The sequence below is a fragment of the Mycolicibacterium fluoranthenivorans genome (assembly GCF_011758805.1).
In the GTDB taxonomy this organism is placed as follows: domain Bacteria; phylum Actinomycetota; class Actinomycetes; order Mycobacteriales; family Mycobacteriaceae; genus Mycobacterium; species Mycobacterium fluoranthenivorans.
Genome location: NZ_JAANOW010000001.1, coordinates 2,683,207 through 2,698,992, shown reverse-complemented (window position 1 = coordinate 2,698,992; position 15,786 = coordinate 2,683,207). Strand labels below are relative to the sequence as shown.

Below are 15,786 nucleotides of genomic sequence, written 5' to 3'. Positions count from 1 at the left end.
GGGACGGCCAATTTGCCGCACGGCGCAGCCGTATCTCACACTGTCGTTACAATGGTCAACGGCGGCCGCCTACCGAAATAGCGGCGGGTTTCCGAGCAGAGATCATCGCCGATATTCGACACAGCCGACGCTTTCCGGTGACGCATGCGTGCGCCCCGGAATCCGCAAGACCGAAAGGGTGTACGTGGCAGCGACAAAAGCAAGCCCGGCAACCGACGAGCCGGTGAAGCGCACCGCCGCCAAGACTCCTGCCAAAAAGGCTCCCGCCAAGGCCGCAGCTGCCAAGGCCCCCGCGAAGCGCGCAACCAAGGCTCCCGCCAAGAAGGCCGCAGCCAAGGCTGCGGGCGCACCCGACCCCGATACCGACGTCGTAGACCTCGCCGAGGATCTGGAGACCGACGATCTCGAGGCGGAGCCGGGCGACGATCTCGAGGTCGAGGAGGTCGAGATCGACGACGACCTCGACACCGACGACGCGGACGAGAGCACCGACGGCGACGAGGACGGTGAAGACGCCGAGGTCGACGGCGAGGTCGAGATCGTCGCGGTGGTCGTGCCGGGCGCCAAGCCGGCCGTGAAGGCCGCCGACGAGGAGCATCCGGAGCCGACGGAGAAGGACAAGGCCTCCGGTGACTTCGTCTGGGACGAGGAAGAATCCGAGGCCCTGCGCCAGGCCCGCAAGGACGCCGAACTCACGGCATCGGCCGACTCGGTCCGCGCGTATCTGAAGCAGATCGGCAAGGTCGCGCTGCTCAACGCCGAGGAAGAGGTCGAGCTCGCCAAGCGCATCGAGGCCGGGCTGTACTGCACCCAGTTGATGGTGGAGTTCGCCGAGAAGGGCGAGAAGCTCACCACCGCGCAGCGCCGCGACTACCAGTGGATCTGCCGCGACGGTGACCGCGCCAAGAACCACCTGCTGGAAGCCAACCTGCGTCTGGTGGTGTCGCTGGCCAAGCGCTACACCGGCCGCGGTATGGCGTTCCTGGACCTGATCCAGGAGGGCAACCTCGGTCTGATCCGCGCGGTCGAGAAGTTCGACTACACCAAGGGCTACAAGTTCTCCACGTACGCCACCTGGTGGATCCGCCAGGCCATCACCCGCGCCATGGCCGACCAAGCCCGCACCATCCGTATCCCGGTGCACATGGTCGAGGTCATCAACAAGCTGGGCCGTATCCAGCGCGAGCTGCTTCAGGACCTGGGCCGCGAGCCCACGCCCGAAGAGCTGGCCAAGGAAATGGACATCACGCCGGAGAAGGTGCTGGAGATCCAGCAGTACGCGCGTGAGCCGATCTCCCTGGACCAGACCATCGGCGACGAGGGCGATTCACAGCTCGGTGACTTCATCGAGGACTCCGAGGCCGTGGTGGCCGTGGACGCGGTGAGCTTCACCCTGCTGCAGGATCAGCTGCAGTCGGTGCTGGAGACGCTGTCCGAGCGCGAGGCCGGTGTGGTCCGGCTGCGCTTCGGTCTGACCGACGGTCAGCCCCGCACCCTCGACGAGATCGGGCAGGTCTACGGCGTGACGCGGGAACGCATCCGCCAGATCGAGTCCAAGACGATGAGCAAGCTGCGCCACCCCAGCCGCTCGCAGGTGCTGCGGGACTACCTGGACTAGGTTCGCGAGAACGACGACATGGTCGCCACCCGGTTGGGGTGGCGGCCATTCGCCGTTCTAGTGGGCCGCGTGCTGTTTGGAGCCGTAGACGCGCTCCATCATCGCGGTATCGGTATGTACCACCACCCGGATCGTCTTTCCGTCGCGAATGGTGAAAACTTCGGCGTCGCGCGCCTTTTCACCGGCGGCGGCGACCTCGGTGAGCGCCACCACCGTGTCTCCGTCGGCGAGCAGTTTGTTCATCGTCACCGTCGGGCTCTTCTCGCCCAGCCTGGCCAGGTACTGACCCAGCTCACCCTTGCCGTGGTAGGTACCGCTGATCGTGCTGTTGCCGGGCTGCACCCACTCGATGCTGTCGTCGAACAACGCCATCACGGCCTCCAAGTCGCCGCTGGCGAAGGCCTGGTAGCCCCTGGTGACGAGTTCGATGTTGTCCTGTTCCTCTGACATTGCCGTTCCTTCCGCCGATCCGATATTCGGCTGTGACGGGCTGAGCCGCTCAGGGAAGTCACGCGAAGTCGGCTCTCGGATCAGTCAGACCCTTCACGCGCCATCTCGAATGTAAGCCTCCCGCCGCTGGATGTACACGCAAACATTCGCCGGTCCCCGCGTGGGCTAACCGGCCTTCGCCGCACCCCGTTTGCCGGCCACGGTCGGTCTAGACGTCGAAGATCGTCTGGCCCGCGCTGGATCCCGTATAGGAGATGTAAATCGGCCCCAGCGCGAACGGCGCCGTACCGGAGTTCATGTAGGTGTCCGACGTGACGGTCGGACGGTTCCCGGACGTCGTCGTGTACGAGTACAGCAACGTCGCGCCGTCGCTCGTGTAGACCCTGATGACCGTGCCGACGGCCACGCTCGACCCTCCCCCGACCAGCGACGACGGGATGGTGCCGTAGACGCCGCCGGAATCGATCACCGTGAACACCTGCGTGACGACCCCCGTGCCGACCTGCACCTCCAGCGTCGTCCAGGGTGACCCGCTGAGCGTCACGAGAGCCGACCGCGGGTTGGGTCCGAATTCCAGCAGACCGTCCTGCTCGTCGATCAGCACGCCGTAGTTCAGGTCGCCTGGCAGCGCGGAGATCACCGAACTGGGGCCCGGCCCATACGAATTCGGCCCGATACCGAGGATGCCGACCACGCCGTCGCGGGCGGCGAACGAGGCGAACGCCGACTGTGAGGCCGCACTGACGATATCGACCGAGGTGGGCCCGGAGACGATACCGTTACCGAAATCCACTGTGGTCGTGTAGGTGTCGAAGGTGTAGCTCAGCCCACCGGAGTATCCGCTGGCTCCCGATCCTGTCGAGGTACCCAGGTCCTGTTGTGTCCCGACATATTTGGAGGTGATCACCAGTCCCACGGATCCGGTGTCGACCAGCACCGGCACGCTCGGCCCACCATTGACCGAGATGCGGATCACCGGCTCGGTGCCGTAGACCATCTTCAGCGCGACTGACGCATTGACCTCAGCCGAGACCGGCACGGTGACGGTCTGGGCGGTCGTCGCCAAGCCGTTGGTGGCCACCACGGTGAACGTGTCCGTGCTGCCACCGGTCAGGGCGGCGGCCAGGCGGGCGGCGACGGTCGGGGTGTAGGTGAACGCACCGGTCGACGTCACCTTCACCGTGCCGTCGGTCGGCGCGGTGATCACCTTGTACGTCAACGTCTTTCCGGACGGGTCGGTGTAGGAGACGGTGCCGGTGACCGCACCGGTGGTCGTGCTGGGCGTGCCGACCGTGATAGTCCCCGCGACCGGTGTGTCGACGCCGTTGGTGACGGAGAGGGTGGCACCGGAGCCGCTGAGCAGCGTGCCGACCGCGACACCGAGTCCGGTGGTGACGGCCAGCCTGTTGGTGGCCGCGTTGATCACCGACACCGAGTCGGCGCCGGTGTTGGTGACGTAGAGCGCGCTCCCGTCGGCGCTGATCGCCAGCCCGACCGGTGCACTGCCCACCCTGATGGTCTTGGTGACGATCCTGGTCGCGGTGTTGATCACCGTCACCGTGCCCGAACCCGCATTGGCGACATAGAGCCTGCTGCCGTTGAGCCGCAGCGCCAGCCCCGAGGGCGTGCTGCCCACCCTGATGGTCTTGATGACGGTGTCGGTGGCCGTGTTGATCACCGACACGGTGCCCGAACCCGCGTTGGCGACATAGACGGTGGCACCGTCGGCGCTCACGGCGATGGCGCCGGGGTTCTTTCCGACCGTGATGGTTCCGGTGACGGCGTTGCTCGCGATGTCGGTGACCGACACCGTGCCCGCGCTCGCGTTCGCGACATAGGCGGTCTTACCGTCGGGGCTGAGCGTGCTGGTCCGGACGAACGGGGTACCACCCGTGCCGGTGCCGTCGGTGACCCCGAGCACGGCGGGGGCCACGGTCACGGTGACGGTCTCGGCGGTCGAGGTGATCGAATTCGCGGCGCTCACGGTGAATTTGTCGGTGACCGGTGTGGTCGAGACTCCCGCGGCCAGGCGGGCGACGGTGTTCGGGGTGTAGGTGAATTCACCGGTGACCGCATCCAGGGTGATCGTGCCCTTGGTGGTCGCCGTGGTGACCGCGTAGGTCAGCGGCAGCTGTGTGTAGGGCTCGGTGAATTCGACTGTGCCGGTGACGGTTCCGGTCGAGTCTGCCGAGCCGACACTCGGGGTGCCCGCGACCGGCTTATCCCCCAACGGGGACACCGACACCGTGACGGTCTTGGTGACCGTGGCGCCGTGACCGTCGTCGACCGCAACGGTGAAGGTGTCGTGTTTGTCGGCCGTGCCGGCACCCTTGGCCGCGGCGGCCAGGCGCGCGTCGGTGGTCGGGGTGTAGGTGTACGCCCCGGAACTCGCGTCCAGCGTGAGGGTGCCTTTGGCGGTGGCAGTGGTCACGCTGTAGACGACGGTGTCCTTCTCGGCGTCGGTGGCCTTGATCGTGCCGGTCACCACTCCGGTCGCCGAGTTCGGACTGCCCACGGTGGCCGAGACTTTCGGCGCACTGTCCCTCGGGGCAACGGTCACGTCGACGGCGCTGGTGACGGTGCCACCGTGGCCGTCGGACACGGTGATCGTCACGGTGTCGGACTTGTCGGCGTCGGTGGCGGTATCGGAGGCCGCGGCGTGCCGGGCGGCGGCGGTCGGGGTGTAGGTGAACGCGCCCGTGCCGGAGTTGATGCTGACGGTGCCTTTGGCCGCGGTGGCCGCATAGGTCAGCTTGTCGTTGTCGGCGTCGGTGGCGGCGACCGTGCCGGTCACGACACCGGTGGCGGCGTTCGGTGCACTCGCGGTCGGGATGGTGCTGATGACCGGGGCCGTATCGGCCGGGGTGATCGTCACCGTCACCTTGGTTGCCACCGTGCCGCCGTAGCCGTCGGACACGGTGACGGTGAAGGTGTCGGTCTTCACCGAGGACGACGCCCCGGTGGCGGCCGCGGCGTGCTGGGCTGCCGCGGTCGGGGTGTAGGTGAACGCACCCGTCGACGAGAAGGCGATGGCGCCTTTCGTGGGTGTCGCGGTGTAGGTCAACGTGTCACCGTCGGCATCGGTGGCGGTGACCGCGCCGGCCACCTGTGTCGCGGCGAGCACCGGCGCGGTGTTGAGCGGTGCCACCTTCACGGTGACCGTCTGGGTTGCGTTGCCGCCGTTGCCGTCCGACGCCTCGACGGTGAAGGTGTCGGAGGTGGCCGTCGTCGCACCGATGGCCGCGGCCGCATGCCGGGTAGCGGTGGTCGGGGTGTAGGTGAAGGTCCCGGTGGACGAGTTGAGCACCACGGTGCCGCCCGCGGTGCTCTGCGCGGCGGCGGTATAGGTCAGCGTGTCCTTGTCGGCGTCGGTGGCGACGACCTTCCCGGTCACCACCCCGGTGCTGCTGTTGGGCGTGCCCACCATGGCCGTGCCGAACACCGGATCGGCATTGGCGGTCGCCACCGCCAGCGCACTGACGGTCGCGGTGGCCGCGGCCGGTGCGACGACGGCGTCCTCGGTCGCCCCGACCTGGCGGCGAGCGGCCGCGGCGAGCACCCACACCGCGGGCGACTCCGCCGGCGTACCGCGGCCCGACCCACTCGCGGTCCACGGCGCCGTCAAGGCGCGCACCACGGCGCGGAACGTCTGCGTCAACCCCGGAACGACGTGTGGCGTCACCGAATTCACCCGTACCGCGGCCACTTCCGTGGGCGCCGCAGCCGGAACCGGGCGCGCCGGCGCGAGCGCGTCCTGCTCAGCCGCGGTCTCGCCGTGCCGGGCGGGTGGCGCCGAAGGGGTATCCGCCGCGGCGGTGGACCCTGCCGACGTCTTCGGAGTCGCCGCCGCGTCAGCAGACGGATTGCCCGAATGCGCGGAATGGTGCGGCTTCTTCGGCACGCCCAGGGTGGGCAGGTGCCACACATGAACGGAGGTGGGCCGGCTCGTCTCGGCCACACCGGACGTGGTCGACGTGGTCGAGGCGCCCGTCGTGGCTGACGATGACGTGGCCGAAGATGACGCCGACGATGAACTCGTGTCATCGGCGCGCGCCACGGCCGGGCCGGCGGCCAGTGCCGCGCCCACCCCTAACGTCACGGCCCCGGCGCCGAGCCAGGCAAAGGGTTCCCGGCGCCCGCCGGAGCGTTGACGCGTGGACCGGTGTCGTGCTCGACGCGCCATGGATCCTCTGCTCGGTAGAACGAATTGGGAGGACCCAAATCGACGGTGCTGACGCTGAATTATCGGAGATCGGTGGCGCCGGCGGGTAGCCCATGCGTACCGACTCCCAGCAAACTGACAGGAGAGGTGCCGCGTCAGTGTCTGCGTGGCCGCAATTTGTATGAGGCAGGCCACGACTCGCGGGACTCATCACCGGTCAGTGGCACGCCCTGGGAACCCAGCTTCACGTCGTAGGCCTCCATCTCGGCGCCCGCCTCACGATCGGCCTTCTCCCTGGCCAGGTAGTACAGCTGATCGATCTCCAATTCCTTGAACGCCACGAACGTGGTCTTCCGCACGGTGTGCGGACTGGTCGCCTCGGCGATCAGCTGTTCTGTCAGTGCCCGCGCGGCCACCACGGCGGCACCGAACACGACGAACGGCACCACCCAGTAGCAGAGATAGGACAACGGTGTCCCGGCGTCCAGCATGCCGGCGTTGTCGGACACGATCGGCGGGATGGCCGCCGACACCGTCATGGCGGCGAAGGCGCCGACCCAGATCCAGGTGATCCTGGTGGTGACCGGCCCGAACAGATCACTCTTGCGCACCTCGGGCGCCTGATCGGCCTCGGCGAGTTCCCGCACGAACGGTCGCCCGGCCAGCGCCCCGGCAAGCGCCACGACCAGGAGGGCGGCGGTGCTCAGCGGCTGGATCCAGCGCTCCAGAAATACCTCGCTCACGGTGACGGTGAGCACCGCCAGAACCACGAACGCCGCGAGGGCGCCGATCTCGAGCGTGCGCCAGGCGACTCCCCTGATCCGGCTCACCACCGACGACGCCACCGCGACCGCGAGTGCGGCCAGGGCGGCCACCCCGAACGGGACATTCCCGACCAGCACCCAGTAGACGATCCACGGCGCGAAACCCGACAGTATGGCCACGGTGGGTCAGTTTACGAAATGCGGTGCATTTGTCACTCCGCGCGCGGGCCGCCGGGGTACCTCAGCGGATCACCACCGCGCTGGGTTCGCGCGGCTCACCGAGCATTTCGCGGTGCGACGGCGGCCTTCTGCCGTCCTCGTCGGTGATGCCGTAGCGCTGTGCGAGCTCGGCACCGATCAGGGTGTGCCCGCTGAGATCGGCCAGGTCCGGATCACGGTAGAGCGCGTCGATCAGATGGCCGGTGAACTCCGGGGTCTCCGCGTGCGCGGCCGTCTTCGCCAGGGCCTCGGGATGACCGTCGAACGCGGCACGGAATCGCTCGGTCAACAGGATGCCCATCCAGATCGACACACAGGCAACCCCGGTACCGCGGAAGTCCACGGCCATATCGGCGGCCATCTTGTCGATGCCGGCCTTCTGCGCGCCGTACGCGGGGCCGTGCATATAACAGACCGAACCCGGCGACGAGGTGAACGCGATCAGCCCACGCTCACGCCGCACCAACAGTGGCGCCGCATGCCAGGACGCGACATACGCCGACCGCAGGCCCACGTCGAGGACATCACCGAGACCGACGGGCTTCTCCCAGAAGGGTTTCGAACCGGTCAGCTCATCGTGGACGACGGCGGCGTTGTTCACCAGCAGATCGAGCCCGCCCTCGGCCGAATCGACTCGCGCGAACAACTCGGCGACAGCATCGTCGTCGGCGTGGTCCACCCGCACCGCGACACCGCCCGGCGGGGCCTGCGAGATGGTCCGGCCGGTGGCGTACACCCGCCAGCCATGGCGGCTCAACGCCGCCGCGATACCGCGGCCGGCACCCCTACTGGCACCGGTCACCACCGCGACTGGCCCGCCCGTCATCGCGCGGGCCACTCAGCAAACCGCCCGTCGGCAGCAGGCAGGTATCGGGTGACACTCGTCACAGCGGTCGCCGGGAGCGGCCCGTACAGATGCGGGAAGAGCATCGATTCCGGATCGGTCGGCACGCCCGGCTCCCAGCGCACCGGATCGGCCAACTTAGCCGGGTCGATACTCAGCAACACCAAATCGGTGCGACCGCCGTACAGCCGATTGGCGGGCAGATGCACCTGTTCAGGTGCGGAAAGATGAACGAAGCCCACTTCCTCCAACGAAGACGGGCGATGTTCACCCGCCCGCTGCGCGGTTTCCCACTCCTGCGCGGCACACAGATGGACGAACGCCTCAGGGTCGTGAATCATGCGCCCAGCCTGCCCGCCCTGCAATCCGAGTGGCCAGTGAGACACGACACACCGGTAAACCCCAAGGGAACAAGGCCGGAACCTCATACGTCTGACACAGTAGAACAACGCGACAAGCAGAACGGAGGACGTGCCGTGAACGCAATCCTGACCAGTCCGGAGCTGACCCGGGCCGATCGCTGCGACCGCTGCGGTGCGGCTGCGCAAGTGCGCGCAACGCTTCCGTCGGGCGCCGAGCTTCTGTTCTGCCAACACCACGCCAATGAGCACGAAGCCAAGCTGATCGAGCTGGCCGCGGTGCTGGAGGTCAAGTCGGTCGACGCATAGGGAATGCTGGACTGGTCATGAGCGACCAGCCCCCCGCAAAACCGACGCGCCACCACATCTGGCCGATCACCCGGCGCACCCTGTCCAAGGCCTGGGACGATTCGATCTTCTCCGAGGCCGCCCAAGCCGCTTTCTGGTGTGCGTTATCGCTGCCGCCGTTGCTGCTGGGGATGCTGGGCAGCCTGGCCTACCTGGCACCGCTGTTCGGTCCGGACACCCTGCCCACCATCGAGAACCAGCTGATCAGTACATCGGGCCGGTTCTTCTCGCAGAACGTCGTCAACGAGATCATCGCGCCGACGATCTACGACATCGTGCGAGGCGCCCGCGGCGAGGTGGTGTCCCTCGGTTTCGTCATCTCGTTGTGGGCCGGGTCGTCGGCGATCTCGGCGTTCGTCGACTCGGTGGTCGAGGCCCACGATCAGACCGAGCTCCGCCACCCGGTGCGGCAGCGTTTCTTCGCCCTGGGCCTGTATGTGGTGATGCTGATGTCTGCGGTACTGACCGCGCCGTTCATCGCGCTCGGCCCGCGCAAGATCTCCGAGTCCATCCCGGAGAGCTGGGACAACGTGCTGCAGTACGGCTACTACCCGGTGCTGGTGATCGTGCTGATCGTGGCGGTGACGATCCTGTACCGGGTCTCACTGCCTGCACCGCTGCCGACGCACCGGCTGGTGGTGGGCGCGGTGCTGGCCACGGCCGTCTTCCTGATCGCGACGGTGGGTCTGCGGATTTATCTGACCTGGATCACGGCGACCGGCTATACCTATGGCGCGCTGGCCACACCGATCGCGTTCCTGCTGTTCGCGTTCCTGCTGGGGTTCGCCATCATGATCGGCGCCGAGCTGAACGCGGCGGTCCAGGAGGAGTGGCCGGCCCCGGACACCCATGCGCGCCGGCTGCGGGAGTGGATCGAGGAGAAGGCCGACAGCCGCAGCGGCGGCGACGCGGCTACTTCTTGAGCTGTTCGTAGATCCGCTTGCAGTCCGGGCAGACCGGCGAACCGGGTTTGGCGGCCTTCGTCACCGGGAACACCTCACCGCAGAGCGCGACGACATGCGTACCCATGACGGCACTTTCGGCGATCTTTTCCTTCTTCACGTAGTGGAAGACCTTGGGGGCGTCGTCGTCGGTTCCGTCATCGACGCGTTCGTCGGTATCCGGGCGTTCGATCGTCTGGGTCTGCATCCGTACATTGTGCCTGGCCGGGTCCGGCGTTGCGAAGATGTGGGAGAGTGGAAGTTATGAAACACGGCCCGGAGCTGGGTTTCGACGACGACGGTCGACCGATCCTGATCACCCGCGCCGCCCTACCCTATGAAGAGCAGCATCGCGCCAGGATGCGCAAGTACTTCACCCTGATGGCGTTCCGGATCCCGGCCCTGGTGCTGGCCGCCGTCACCTACGGAATCTGGCACAACGGGCTCATCTCACTGGGCATCATCGTGTTGTCCGTGCCCCTGCCGTGGATGGCCGTGCTGATCGCCAACGACCGCCCGCCGCGCAAGGCGACGGAGCCGCGCCGCTACGAGGCCGCCGGCCCACGCCGCACTCCCCTGTTCCCCACCGCCGAGCGTCCCGCACTGGAACACGCGCCGCGCACCGAACGGGACCCCGACACCGACCGCACCGCCTGATCGCTGCGTTCCCACCTGAGCGCGCTTCTTGCGCACTTCTCAGGACATTCTCAGGTCACCGCGAAAAAACCGCAGGTCAATAGGTGTGACATCGGGAACCAACGGGAACTCTGAGCACTGTACGGACGTTGAACGCAGTGAAAGTTCCAGCCGATCAGGAGGCCCGTAAATGGCGATCGCCAGCATCAGTCGTGTCGACAGCGATCTGGACGCTCAGAGCCCAGCCGCCGATCTAGTCCGGGTGTATCTCAACGGCATCGGTAAGACCGCGCTGTTGACCGCCGCGGACGAGGTCGAGTTGGCCAAGCGCATCGAGGCGGGCCTGTACGCCCAGCATGTGCTCGACACCCGCAAGCGTCTCGGAGATGCCCGCAAGAAGGATCTGGCCGCGGTGGTGCGTGACGGCGATGCCGCCCGCCGCCATCTGCTGGAGGCCAACTTGCGCCTCGTGGTGTCGCTGGCCAAGCGCTACACCGGGCGCGGTATGCCGCTGCTGGACCTGATCCAGGAGGGCAACCTCGGGCTCATCCGCGCCATGGAGAAGTTCGACTACACAAAGGGATTCAAGTTCTCCACCTACGCGACGTGGTGGATCCGTCAGGCCATCACGCGTGGCATGGCCGACCAGAGCCGCACCATCCGGCTGCCCGTGCATCTGGTGGAGCAGGTGAACAAGCTGGCCCGGATCAAGCGCGAGATGCACCAGAACCTGGGCCGCGAGGCCACCGACGAGGAGCTCGCCGAAGAGTCGGGCATCCCGGTGGAGAAGATCAACGACCTGCTGGAGCACAGCCGCGATCCGGTGAGCCTGGACATGCCGGTCGGCACCGACGAAGAGGCCCCGCTGGGCGACTTCATCGAGGACGCCGAGGCCATGTCGGCGGAGAACGCGGTCATCGCCGAGCTGCTGCACACCGATATCCGGTACGTGCTCGCGACGCTGGACGAGCGCGAGCAGCAGGTCATCCGGTTGCGCTTCGGCCTGGACGACGGGCAGCCGCGCACGCTCGACCAGATCGGCAAGCTGTTCGGGCTGTCCCGTGAGCGGGTGCGCCAGATCGAACGTGAAGTGATGGCCAAGCTCCGCAATGGCGAGCGTGCCGAGCGGTTGCGCTCCTACGCCAGCTAGGTTTCCTCCTCAGGTGATGCCCGTCGCGTTCGCGCGGCGGGCATCACACTGTCGGCAAGGGGGATGTTGGAGCCCTGTTCAGGCAGCCAGACCGGTAGACTCGGCAGCTGACGGAGGGCCTGGAAGGTAGCGCATGAATGATCTGATCGACACCACGGAGATGTATCTGCGGACCATCTACGACCTCGAGGAAGAGGGCGTGGTGCCGTTGCGTGCCCGTATCGCCGAACGCCTTGAGCAGAGCGGGCCGACCGTCAGTCAGACCGTGTCCAGGATGGAGCGCGACGGCCTGCTGCACGTCGCGGGTGACCGCCATCTGGAACTCACCGAGAAGGGCCGTTACCTGGCCGTCTCGGTGATGCGCAAGCATCGCCTCGCCGAACGCCTCTTGGTCGATGTGATCGGCCTGCCCTGGGAGGAAGTGCACGCCGAGGCCTGCCGCTGGGAACACGTGATGAGCGAGGACGTGGAGCGCCGCCTCCTGCAGGTGCTCAACAACCCCACCACGTCCCCGTTCGGCAACCCCATCCCCGGGCTGTCCGAGCTGGGCTACGGCGAATCGGGCATAGCCGAGGACGCAAACCTGGTGCGCCTCACCGAGTTACCGGCGGGATCGCCGGTCGCGGTGGTGGTGCGCCAGCTCACCGAGCATGTGCAGGGCGATGTCGAGCTGATCGGCCGGCTCAAGGACGCCGGCGTCGTCCCCAACGCCAGGGTCACCGTGCAGGTGAGTGACGAACCAGGCGGCCAGGGCGGCGTGCTGATCCTGATTCCCGGGCATCAGGAAGTCGAACTACCGCACCATATGGCGCACGCCGTCAAGGTGGAGAAGGCCTGACCAGGTCATCGGGCGCGCTGACCGAACGCGCGTCGCGGAGGTAGTTGCACGCCGAGTTGCGCCGCGGTCCGATAGCCGGTGAGCGCCAGCTCGCGTATCTGCCGCGGGTGCATCCCCGACTGGAGAGCCTGGTCCAGCATGCCGGCCATCCGATGGGTCGCCTGGCATTTCAGCGCCGCTTCCAGGGAGATCCCGGCGAGTGGGCCGTCGCCGCGCACGTAGGCCGAGAAGGCCACCAGCACCAGGGCTTCCGTCCGCCACGGTTGCGGCAGGAGGCGTGCCAACCGCGTCCACAGCGCCTCGGCCTCGGCGGCCCGCTCCCCGACCGCCAGCGCATAGAGCGTGTCCCGAACCCGGGGGTCGGTGAGCGCGCACGCCAGCACCGCCACCTCGGCATCGTCGGGATCGGTCCCGGCACCGACCTGTGCGGCCATCCTCAGTGCCAACCGCACCGCCTCCGCGGCAGGGGTCGGGTCACCTGTGGCGTGACGCGCTATCTGCTCGGCCAGCCGATCGCAATGGTCCAGGTCGACGATATCGACGACCTGTTCCAGCTCCTCACGTCGACCGTAGAGCCTGCGTCCCTCGAGCACCGCCGCCGCCGCCAGCGGCGACGATTCGGGATCGTCGATCACGCCGCCGGCACCGCATCCGTCGGCGCAGCGCCACCGTCCGCCCGGGGTGACCCGGTCCACCACGAGCGCGGCCAGCAGCGTGATCGCGTGCCCGTCCAGCGACTCCGCCAGCCGGTCGGCGAGGTCAAGGTGATCACTGGCGCAGGCGCTGCAGTCCGGCATGTTCTCATCGACGATGACGGCTATCGCCGCGTCCGGGCACGACGACGCCACCACCGCCGCGAAATGCTCGGTGCCTGCGGTGAGAGCGGCGCTGAGGTCCACCCGCAGAACGGGGCCGATGTCACCGCGGTCGAGGGTGACCAGGACCAGCGAGTGGACGGGGACGAAGCCGAGGACCGCGGGCAGCGCCGCGATCAGGGCGGCAGGCCGGTCGAGATCTGTGAAGCGAGGTTGTGTGGTCATATCCAGACCGTCACAGGCCGCACCGTCACCCAAGGCGATAAACGGGCCCCGGCGGCACCGGCTGTGGATGAATCGGTAACTGTGGATTGATCGACTGTTGTTCACACGCCATTACCCGCCGTCGGCGTGCGAGATCGCCGGAACCGGCGTAGGACTTCACACATGGGTTCCATGCAGGAGTATGACCTCGTCGTCATCGGTTCCGGCCCCGGCGGCCAGCGGGCGGCCATCGCCGCCGCCAAGCTCGGCAAGTCCGTGGCGGTCATCGAGCGGGGCGCGATGCTGGGCGGCGTCTGCGTCAACACCGGCACCATTCCGTCGAAGACGTTGCGCGAAGCCGTCGTCTACCTGACCGGGATGAGCCAGCGCGAACTGTACGGCGCCAGCTATCGCGTCAAGGAGAAGATCACCCCCGCCGATCTGCTGGCCCGGACCCAGCACGTGATCGGCAAGGAGATCGACGTGGTGCGCTCGCAGCTGATGCGCAACCGGGTCGAGCTCTATGTCGGGCACGGCCGGTTCGTCGACGACCACACCGTGGCGATCGACGATCCCGGCCGCGCGGAACGGATCACGGTGCGCGGCCGGTATTTCGTCATCGCCACCGGCACCAAACCCGCCCGTCCGAGCGGCGTCGAGTTCGACGAGAACCGGGTGCTGGACTCCGACGGAATCCTTGACCTCAAGGCCATCCCGACCTCCATGGTGGTGGTGGGCGCCGGGGTGATCGGCATCGAGTACGCCTCGATGTTCGCCGCCCTGGGCACCAAGGTGACCGTCGTCGAGAAACGCGACGCGATGCTCGAGTTCTGTGACCCGGAGATCGTCGAGGCGCTGCGGTTCCATCTCCGCGATCTGGCCGTCACGTTCCGGTTCGGCGAGGAGGTCACGGCCGTCGACGTCGGTGCGGCCGGCACGGTGACCACCCTGGCCAGTGGTAAGCAGATCCCGGCCGAGACGGTGATGTACTCCGCGGGCCGTCAGGGCCAGACCGATCACCTCGACCTGGCCAACGCCGGCCTGGAGGCCGACGCCCGTGGCCGGATCTTCGTCGACGACAACTTCGCCACCAAGGTCGACCATATCTACGCCGTCGGCGACGTCATCGGCTTCCCCGCCCTGGCCGCGACGTCGATGGAACAAGGGCGGCTGGCCGCCTACCACGCGTTCGGCGAGCCCACCAAAGGCATGATGGACCTGCAACCGATCGGGATCTACTCGATTCCCGAGGTGTCCTATGTCGGCCTCACCGAGGTCGACCTGACCAAGGACTCGATCCCATATGAGGTCGGCGTCTCCCGCTACCGGGAACTGGCCCGCGGCCAGATCGCCGGTGACTCCTACGGCATGCTCAAGCTGCTGGTGTCCACCGAGGATCTCAAGATCCTGGGCGTCCACATCTTCGGCAGTGCGGCCACCGAATTGGTGCATATCGGTCAGGCGGTGATGGGTTGCGGAGGCACCGTCGAGTATCTCGTCGATGCGGTCTTCAACTACCCCACCTTCTCCGAGGCCTACAAGGTGGCGGCGCTGGACGTGATGAACAAGCTGCGCGCGCTGAGCCAGTTCAAGCGCTAGCAGTCCACCTCCGAGGAATCCGGGGTCTGGTCCCCCGGCCCACGCGCCTCGGCACGGACCAGCAAATCTTCCGGCGCCTGGTCGAAAGGTGGTGAGTAGGAGAGATTTTCGGCACATCCACCGCCGTCGAGCCCACCCGTCAGCCCGGTGATGACGGAGCCGACCAGCCACGGTGAACCGCTGGTGCCGTCGACCAGGCCACCGCAGCGCAGGAGCGGGAACCCGGCCTTGGTGGTACTCGTCGTGCCGCGGCAGCCGATCGGACCGCCCCCCACTCCCATCGGGTAGCCGGTGACCGCCACATCGGTGCCGGGCGCCGGCGCGGTTCCCAGCCGCAGCCCGCCCCCGACCGACGCGGCCAACGATCCACCACCGGCGCGGCTCACCCTCGCGATCGCGAAATCGGCGCGGGGGTTCTGGTTCGCGCTCCACCGCGGATCCAGATAGACGGCGTCGACATGCCAGAGGTCGTCGGCCGAGGCCACCCCGGCGAATCCGGCCGCGAAGTTCGCGTCCGCGCCCCCGTCCAGACAGTGTGCCGCAGTCAGGATCAGGTCCCCGGTGGGTGAGTCCAGCACCGCCGCGGTGCACGCGTGCAGGTCGCCCCCTCCGACGAACAGCGCGCCGATGCGCCGGTCGGGCGCCACCGGGGCGGCCTCCGGGGTGCCGGTCGCGACGGTCGAACTGTGCACGATCTGGGGCACGGCGGTGCACCCGGCGAGCAGCGCACCCGTCAGTGCCACCACCAGTACCCTCACCGTCACGCGCACGAGATGATCCTGCCCGAGAAACCTGTTGAAAGTGCTGGGAGCGTGCAGGCCGGGGCCCCGCGCCGGCCG

The 15,786-nt window shown here is 67.6% G+C and carries 15 protein-coding genes; 7 read left to right on the top strand and 8 right to left on the bottom strand.

Annotated elements, in window-relative coordinates:
• The first annotated feature begins 184 nt into the window (after positions 1-184).
• Complete coding sequence (locus tag FHU31_RS13030; protein ID WP_167158848.1) at positions 185-1,618, top strand: RNA polymerase sigma factor; 1,434 nt, start codon at positions 185-187, stop codon at positions 1,616-1,618.
• Between the two features lie 57 nt (positions 1,619-1,675).
• Here the strand turns inward: FHU31_RS13030 and FHU31_RS13025 are convergent, their stop codons facing one another.
• The 5 genes from FHU31_RS13025 to FHU31_RS13005 form a co-directional block, all read right to left on the bottom strand.
• On the bottom strand, positions 1,676-2,068 hold the full coding sequence (locus FHU31_RS13025; protein WP_167158846.1) for a nuclear transport factor 2 family protein: 393 nt from the start codon (positions 2,066-2,068) through the stop codon (positions 1,676-1,678).
• 208 nt (positions 2,069-2,276) lie between these two features.
• Complete coding sequence (locus FHU31_RS13020) at positions 2,277-6,167, bottom strand: PecA family PE domain-processing aspartic protease (protein ID WP_167158844.1); 3,891 nt, start codon at positions 6,165-6,167, stop codon at positions 2,277-2,279.
• A gap of 218 nt (positions 6,168-6,385) precedes the next feature.
• A complete protein-coding gene (locus FHU31_RS13015) occupies positions 6,386-7,174 on the bottom strand; it encodes a hypothetical protein (RefSeq protein WP_167158842.1) in 789 nt (262 codons plus the stop codon).
• A 61-nt stretch (positions 7,175-7,235) separates the two neighbouring features.
• A complete protein-coding gene (locus FHU31_RS13010) occupies positions 7,236-8,039 on the bottom strand; it encodes an SDR family NAD(P)-dependent oxidoreductase (RefSeq protein ID WP_167158840.1) in 804 nt (267 codons plus the stop codon).
• Positions 8,036-8,398: a DUF952 domain-containing protein gene (locus FHU31_RS13005; protein WP_167158838.1), complete on the bottom strand. Its 363-nt coding sequence runs from the start codon at positions 8,396-8,398 to the stop codon at positions 8,036-8,038. The genes FHU31_RS13010 and FHU31_RS13005 overlap by 4 nt, the downstream gene beginning before the upstream one ends.
• A 135-nt stretch (positions 8,399-8,533) precedes the next feature.
• Here FHU31_RS13005 and FHU31_RS13000 point away from each other — a divergent pair, with 135 nt between their 5' ends.
• Together FHU31_RS13000 and FHU31_RS12995 are read left to right on the top strand one after the other, a co-directional pair.
• Entirely contained in the window at positions 8,534-8,725 is a 192-nt protein-coding gene (locus FHU31_RS13000) for a DUF7455 domain-containing protein (RefSeq protein ID WP_090356496.1), read from the top strand.
• 17 nt (positions 8,726-8,742) lie between these two features.
• Positions 8,743-9,687: a YihY/virulence factor BrkB family protein gene (locus FHU31_RS12995; protein WP_167158836.1), complete on the top strand. Its 945-nt coding sequence runs from the start codon at positions 8,743-8,745 to the stop codon at positions 9,685-9,687.
• Here FHU31_RS12995 and FHU31_RS12990 read toward each other — a convergent pair.
• Positions 9,677-9,913 (bottom strand): DUF3039 domain-containing protein, encoded by a 237-nt coding sequence (locus FHU31_RS12990; protein WP_090356499.1) that lies wholly within the window; start codon positions 9,911-9,913, stop codon positions 9,677-9,679. The two genes, FHU31_RS12995 and FHU31_RS12990, sit on opposite strands and share 11 nt — an antisense overlap.
• 56 nt (positions 9,914-9,969) lie before the next feature.
• On the opposite strand from FHU31_RS12990, the gene FHU31_RS12985 reads away from it, so the two are divergent.
• The 3 genes from FHU31_RS12985 (at position 9,970) to FHU31_RS12975 (ending at position 12,329) form a co-directional block, all read left to right on the top strand.
• Complete coding sequence (locus tag FHU31_RS12985; protein WP_167158835.1) at positions 9,970-10,362, top strand: DUF3099 domain-containing protein; 393 nt, start codon at positions 9,970-9,972, stop codon at positions 10,360-10,362.
• A 169-nt stretch (positions 10,363-10,531) separates the two neighbouring features.
• Positions 10,532-11,491, top strand: coding sequence for a sigma-70 family RNA polymerase sigma factor (locus tag FHU31_RS12980; protein WP_090356502.1), 960 nt, complete (start codon positions 10,532-10,534; stop codon positions 11,489-11,491).
• A gap of 133 nt (positions 11,492-11,624) precedes the next feature.
• A complete protein-coding gene (locus tag FHU31_RS12975; RefSeq protein ID WP_167158833.1) occupies positions 11,625-12,329 on the top strand; it encodes an iron-dependent transcriptional repressor DtxR in 705 nt (234 codons plus the stop codon).
• Between the two features lie 5 nt (positions 12,330-12,334).
• On the opposite strand, the gene FHU31_RS12970 is transcribed toward FHU31_RS12975, so the two are convergent.
• Positions 12,335-13,369, bottom strand: coding sequence for a DUF4192 domain-containing protein (locus FHU31_RS12970; protein WP_167158831.1), 1,035 nt, complete (start codon positions 13,367-13,369; stop codon positions 12,335-12,337).
• A gap of 162 nt (positions 13,370-13,531) precedes the next feature.
• On the opposite strand from FHU31_RS12970, the gene sthA reads away from it, so the two are divergent.
• Positions 13,532-14,947: a Si-specific NAD(P)(+) transhydrogenase gene (sthA, locus tag FHU31_RS12965; protein WP_090356505.1), complete on the top strand. Its 1,416-nt coding sequence runs from the start codon at positions 13,532-13,534 to the stop codon at positions 14,945-14,947.
• On the opposite strand, the gene FHU31_RS12960 is transcribed toward sthA, so the two are convergent.
• Positions 14,944-15,717, bottom strand: coding sequence for a trypsin-like serine peptidase (locus FHU31_RS12960; protein WP_263988094.1), 774 nt, complete (start codon positions 15,715-15,717; stop codon positions 14,944-14,946). The genes sthA and FHU31_RS12960 overlap by 4 nt on opposite strands.
• Between the last annotated feature and the right edge of the window lie 69 nt (positions 15,718-15,786).